The organism is Sphingomonas azotifigens NBRC 15497 (assembly GCF_002091475.1).
Classification (GTDB): Bacteria; Pseudomonadota; Alphaproteobacteria; order Sphingomonadales; family Sphingomonadaceae; genus Sphingomonas; species Sphingomonas azotifigens.
On sequence record NZ_BCTR01000109.1, the window covers coordinates 1 to 5,726 of the forward strand.

Consider the following 5,726-nt stretch of genomic DNA (forward strand, 5'->3'; position numbering starts at 1 on the left):
GGAGGACGAAGATAGGTTCTTTTCCGTGCAGGTTGGTATTAGCGTCATTCCCGCGCAGGCGGGAATCCATTGCCCTTGGCGCTGGGGAAGGATCCGCAATTTCGGCGTCAATGGATCCCCGCCTGCGCGGGGAGGACGCGCTTATATCGCCCTATCGGCGGCCCTCCCCGCCAGGAAAGGGCGCGCTCAGAACGCCGGATCGAAGTTGAAGAAGATCGGGTTGGAGATCGCCACCATCGGCCCGGCGACCTTCAGGTAATTGTCGAGCCCCGGATAGGGCGTCTGCGGCCCCTCGACCTCGACACGGTAATAGCTGCGGCCCTTGGCATCGGGCGTGTCGGTGAAGCCGACGCTGCCGTCCGCGCCGACGTCGAGCATCGCGAACACGTCGCCATTCTTCACCAAGCGGACGTGATAGGCACCGGCCTCGCGCTTGCCCGCCAGTCGCACGGTGAAGCGCACCGGCCCGGCCGGTGCCTTGGCATTGTCCCCCATCAGCATGTCGGCCTTGCCGTCGCCATCGACATCGGCGGTGAGTTCGACCCGCGGCGCATAGGGATTGGCGCTGATCGAGGCGCGGCCCCGGCCGATCGCAGCGATCACCGCCTCGCGGGTGCGGGCGGGCGCGAACACCCAGGTGGTCGGCGTGCCGATATTGTTGGCGGTCGCCTCGAGTGCCTGCGGGGCGGTGCTGCCCGGCACCGTGCCATGGTGCGAATCGCTGCCGCCGCGCCCCGCGATCTTGCGGCCCGAGCCGAGCATGTCGTCCCACACCATCAGGTTGGTCTTGTTCGGCGCCCAGCGGACGCTGTTCCACACCTCGATCGAATCGACCATGTCGTAGGAATAGCCGAAATGGTCCTTGTTGGTCGGGTGGTTGGCCGAGAGATGCACGCCCAGCCCGTCCTTGACCTTCTGCACCGCCACGTCGCGGGCATCGCGGATATCGTACAGCTTCTGGTGGTCATAGGGCTTGGCCGAGAGGATCGCGGCATGGCCGCGCACCGTCGTCCATTCCGCACCATAGAGCAGCAGCAGCTTGTCGGAATGGAATTCGGGGTCGGACCATGTGTGGTGCGCGGTATCGCCGTTCACATGGTTGTCGTGGTCGCTGATCAGCAGGAAGTCGAAGCCGACGCGTTCTGCATCGGCGATGATCCGCGCCTCGCTATGGTTGGTCGAATCCTTGCTGTGGCGCGAATGGACGTGCAGGTCGCCCTTCATCCACACGCCCTCGGTCAGGCTGGCGACGACGAACTTGTCGTTGGTCTGGGCAGAGGCGGCTGGCGCGAGCACCATGGCAAGCGCAAGGGCGGCAACACGGAACATGGCTTCTCCGGCAGGATGCGATCGGGCGGACGCCCGGCCGCTCAACTACCGCCGAGAACGTTGATCGTGAAGGCCACCACGCCGAGGTTGAACACGAACGCGGCCAGGCAGTGCAGCGTCACCACCCGGCGCAGCTGGCGCGTGGTGACCGAGACGTCGCTGGTCTGGAAGGTCATGCCCAGGCAGAAGGCGAAGTAGATGAAATCCCAGTAATTGGGCTCGGGCGTCTTGGGAAACTCCAGCCCGCCCTTGTCACGCCCGCCGGGCGCCTCGCTGTAGAACAGATGGGCATAGTGCAGCGCGTAGACGCCGTTGCTGAACGTCCAGCTGAGCGCGAGCGTGCCGATGATCAGCCCGAGCATGATCGGCTGGGGCGCCTTGCGCTCCATCAGCTCGCTGGCGATCGTGATCAGGATGATGACGGTGACGGCGCCGGTGATGCCGAGCAGCACCAGCCGGTTCGCATCGTTGTTGCAGGCCGAGCGCCGCATCGCATCGGACTGGTGCCGGAGCATCGGCGCACACAGGCACAGGAACAGCGCCGCGCCGATGTCGAAGGCGAGCATCGCACCCGCGCGGATGCCGAAATGCGGCACCAGCAGGAATCCCGCCGCGAGCGTCGTCGCGGCAAAGGCAAGGAAGCGCGGCGGCGCGAGGACGTTGCCGACCCCTCGGGGTCGTGCCCCGTGCCGCCGCAACTTCTGGCTCAGGCTGCCTTGGCCTTCTTCGCGGCCTCGATCGCCTCGAGGACGATGCGGCGCGCTTCGGCGGCGTCACCCCAGTTGCCGATCCGCACCCACTTCTCGGACTCGAGGTCCTTATAGTGGGTGAAGAAATGCTCGATCTGCTGGAGCACGATGGTCGGCAGATCGGTGCGCTCGCCTACATCCGAATAATAGGGGAAGGTGCTGTCGACCGGCACGCAGACCAGCTTCTCGTCGCCGCCGGCTTCGTCTTCGAGCTTCAGCACCGCGATCGGGCGCGCCCGCACAACGCAGCCCGGCACGAAGGGCGAGCGGGCGATGACGAGCGCGTCGAGCGGATCGCCGTCGGGCGACAGCGTGTGCGGCACGAAGCCGTAATTCGCCGGGTAGCGCATCGGCGTGTGCAGGATGCGATCGACGAACAGCGCGCCGCTTGCCTTGTCGAACTCATACTTCACCGGTTCGCCGCCGACCGGCACTTCGATGATGACGTTCAGATTGTTCGGCGGATCATCGCCAATGGGAATCAGATCGATGCGCATGTTTCTCTAACCTGTGGTTGGCGTACCCACCCCGTCTCAGCGGGGCTGGAGCAGCTTGTCGAGGCCAGCCTCTCCTTCGACCGTCTTGACCAGATGCGGATAGCGCAGCCCGTCATGATAGTCGATGCTAACCTCTCGGTAACTATCGTCCCGTTTCAGGGTTAACCGGATCGGCGCCTTGGTGCCCTTGGCCACCTTCACCGCCTCGATCAGCGCGTCGGTGGCATAGGCGCGGCCGTTTACCGCGACGATCTCGTCGGCGACGGTGATGCCCGCCTTGAACGCCGGGCCATCCCACATCACGCCCGCAATGCCCTTCTTGCCGACCGCGAGGCCCAGCGAATAGCTGAGGTCCGCGGTGCCCGGCCGGCCCATCTTGTTCGGCACGTCGGTGTAGACGAGCTTGTAGCCGTTGCGCTCGAAGCCCTTGAGCGGCGCCCGCTCGGACACGTCGTGCAGGCGGGCGGTGAGCAGCTTGCGCCAGTCATAGGGCTGGATGCCCTCCAGTGTCTTCACCACGTCGTCGAAGCTGTAGGTCACCTCGCCATAATCGCCGTCGCGACCGCCGAAAAAGGCGCGGGCGAAATCGTCGATCGACTTGGTGCCCTTGCTCTGCTCGCGGAGGATCGAATCGACCTCCATCCACACCAGCAGGCCCTCGTTGTAATAATCCTCGCTGCGCTGCCAGCTCACCCAGCCCTTGGGCGCGCGCGCGGTGATGATCGGATCGTTGGTGGTGTCGATCATCGGGCGCCACTGGCGGCCGGCGCGATTGTCGAGGCTCGCCATGATGTTGGCATAGACTTCCAGCGTCTCTTCCTTGGTGACGAGGCCCGAGCGCGCCTGGAACACATAGCCCCAGAACTGGGTCTGGCCTTCATACACCCAGAGCGACTGGTCGCGCATCGGCATGCGGAAGTCGGGGGTCCACAGCTCGGCACCGCGGCGATACTTGCCATCCCAGCTATGGGTATATTCGTGCGGCAACAGGTTGCGGCTGGTCGCCTGCTCGGCCCATTTGGTGAAATAGCCGGGCTGCACGCCGTCTTCCGAGCTGCGATGATGCTCGAGGCCGATGCCGCCCATCTTGTCGCTGATCGACAGGAGGAAGTGATACTGGTCGTAATGCTGGGCGCCGAAGGTCTTCACCGCCTGGTCGACGAGACGCTTGTGCGCCGCGATCTGCTCGGGCTTGGCCTCCAGCTCCTCCGCGCTGTCCGCCACCACGTCGAGCGTCACGCGCTCGGACAGCGGGAACTTGCGATAATAGCGGCCCGCGATCACCGGCGAGTCCATCAGGATCTCGTAGCTGGTGGTCTCATAGGCATAGGTCGAGCCGGTCACCTTGGCGGGCACCGCGCCGGCCGCGGTCCAGCCCTCGGGATACTTGACCGTCGCCTGAATCGGGATGCGGCGGGTGAAATAGCCCGCCGGATAAAGGCTGAGCGAGTTGAACTGGACGCTCATCATCTCGGGGGTCATCACGATGCGGCCCTGGTTGCCGTCGGTCGCCGAGACGAACTGGAACTCGGCCTCGACCGTCTTGGCGCCGGCCGGCACGTCGACATGGAAGGCGAACACGTCGACCGTGTCGCGCGTCCAGGAGAGGCGCTTGCCGTTCGCCTTGATCTGCAGGCCGGCCAGCTTCTCGATCTCGCCGCGGGGGCCGTGCTTGCCCGGCAGCCATTCGGGGAACAGCAGCGTCAGCCGGCCGCTCTTCGCGACGGGGATCGTCTCGCGCACCCGGAAGATACCGCGCAGCGTGTCGGTCGCGTCGACGTCGATCTTGAGCGTGCCGGGATAGGCGATGTCGCGCGCCGCCGGGATGGTGTCGACGATCGGCACCGGCTGCGGCATCGAGTTTTGCGCGAGCGCAGGCGCGGTAGTGGCCAGCAACACGCTGGCGAGCGACGTGGCACGATACATTCTTTAACCGACCCTTTGCGTGATTTTGGCGAGCAAGAAACCGCCCCGATCGGGCAATATTGTTGCCAGCAAATTTCGTTTTCGCAAGGAGATTTAGCTCAAATGCGGACGTCGTCGTAGATCGCGACGCGCTTCCCGCCGTCTGCCGAGGCGCTGCCGCGATACATGCCCGGCGTGGTGAAGCACCAGTCGAGCTCGCCCGAGGGCGCCGCGAGGATCACCCCGCCGACTCCGCCCATCGCCTTGACGTCCGCCATCACCACCTCGGCGGCCTGCCGGGCAGTTTCGCCGCGCAAGCGCATCCGCGCGCAGATTTCGTGCGCGACGCCCTCGCGTATGAAGAACTCGCCCGAACCGGTGGCGGACACCGCGCAGGCGCGGTCATCGGCATAGGTGCCGGCACCGATCAGCGGCGAATCGCCGACGCGGCCCCAGCGCTTGCCGGTGAGGCCGCCGGTGGAGGTCGCGGCGGCGACATGGCCCTGCGCGTCCATCGCCACCGCGCCGACGGTGCCGTACTTCATGTCGACATCGAAGCCGCCGCGGGCGGTGTCGCCTTTCATCGAATCGAGCTGCCGGCGGCGCTCCTCGGTGCCGAACCAGACGTTGTCGACCTGCTCCAGCTGCTGTTCGCGGGCGAACTGGTCGGCGCCCTCGCCGGCAAGCAGCACGTGGCGGCTGTTCTCCATCACCGCGCGGGCAAGCGCTACCGGATGACGGGTGGTGGTCGATCCCGCGACCGCCCCGGCCGCGCGGTTTGCACCGTCCATGATCGCAGCGTCGAGCGTATGGCCGCCCTCCCAGGTGAACACCGATCCGCGACCGGCATTGAAGTGCGGATCGTCCTCCAGCACCTGCACCGCCGCCTGCACGGCCTCCACCGCCGAGCCGCCCGCTTCCAATACTGCCGCGCCGGCATCGAGCGCGGCATGGAGGCCGGCCTCGGCACCGGCTTCCTGCTCGGGCGTGAGCGCACCGCGCCGCATGCTGCCGGCGCCGCCGTGGATCGCCAGCGACCAGCGGGGCTTGGGGGTGGCGGTGGACATGGCGGCGGGCTCCTGCGGATTGGGTTCGGGCCGTCCCCTAGCAGATCAGGCGGACGCTCCAAGCCATGCCCCAAGTGTTTCCTCCCCCGCCAGGGGGAGGTGGCAGGCCGCAGGACTGACGGAGGGGGAGGAAGCACGACGGCTGCCGTTCTGGCATCCTCCCCCCCCCCCCCCCCCCC

The 5,726-nt window shown here is 66.4% G+C and carries 5 protein-coding genes; all 5 read right to left on the reverse strand.

Annotated elements, in window-relative coordinates; all coding sequences use genetic code 11:
* Nucleotides 1-186: 186 nt before the first annotated feature.
* On the reverse strand, nucleotides 187-1,329 hold the full coding sequence (locus SAZ01S_RS22845; RefSeq protein ID WP_084584630.1) for a CehA/McbA family metallohydrolase: 1,143 nt from the start codon (nucleotides 1,327-1,329) through the stop codon (nucleotides 187-189).
* 41 nt (nucleotides 1,330-1,370) lie between these two features.
* Entirely contained in the window at nucleotides 1,371-1,895 is a 525-nt protein-coding gene (locus SAZ01S_RS22850; protein WP_084584634.1) for a DUF1345 domain-containing protein, read from the reverse strand.
* 140 nt (nucleotides 1,896-2,035) lie between these two features.
* Nucleotides 2,036-2,575: an inorganic diphosphatase gene (ppa, locus tag SAZ01S_RS22855; RefSeq protein ID WP_084584631.1), complete on the reverse strand. Its 540-nt coding sequence runs from the start codon at nucleotides 2,573-2,575 to the stop codon at nucleotides 2,036-2,038.
* A 36-nt stretch (nucleotides 2,576-2,611) separates the two neighbouring features.
* Nucleotides 2,612-4,501, reverse strand: coding sequence for a M61 family metallopeptidase (locus SAZ01S_RS22860; RefSeq protein WP_084584632.1), 1,890 nt, complete (start codon nucleotides 4,499-4,501; stop codon nucleotides 2,612-2,614).
* Between the two features lie 98 nt (nucleotides 4,502-4,599).
* A complete protein-coding gene (locus SAZ01S_RS22865) occupies nucleotides 4,600-5,547 on the reverse strand; it encodes an isoaspartyl peptidase/L-asparaginase family protein (RefSeq protein WP_084584633.1) in 948 nt (315 codons plus the stop codon).
* Nucleotides 5,548-5,726 lie beyond the last annotated feature (179 nt).

What these genes read in the sequence shown, in the direction of transcription:
- SAZ01S_RS22845 (WP_084584630.1), bottom strand. Translation starts at nt 1,329, where the DNA reads ATGTTCCGTGTTGCCGCCCTTGCGCTTGCCATGGTGCTCGCGCCAGCC.
- SAZ01S_RS22850 (WP_084584634.1), bottom strand. Translation starts at nt 1,895, where the DNA reads ATGCTCGCCTTCGACATCGGCGCGGCGCTGTTCCTGTGCCTGTGTGCG.
- ppa (WP_084584631.1), bottom strand. Translation starts at nt 2,575, where the DNA reads ATGCGCATCGATCTGATTCCCATTGGCGATGATCCGCCGAACAATCTG.
- SAZ01S_RS22860 (WP_084584632.1), bottom strand. Translation starts at nt 4,501, where the DNA reads ATGTATCGTGCCACGTCGCTCGCCAGCGTGTTGCTGGCCACTACCGCG.
- SAZ01S_RS22865 (WP_084584633.1), bottom strand. Translation starts at nt 5,547, where the DNA reads ATGTCCACCGCCACCCCCAAGCCCCGCTGGTCGCTGGCGATCCACGGC.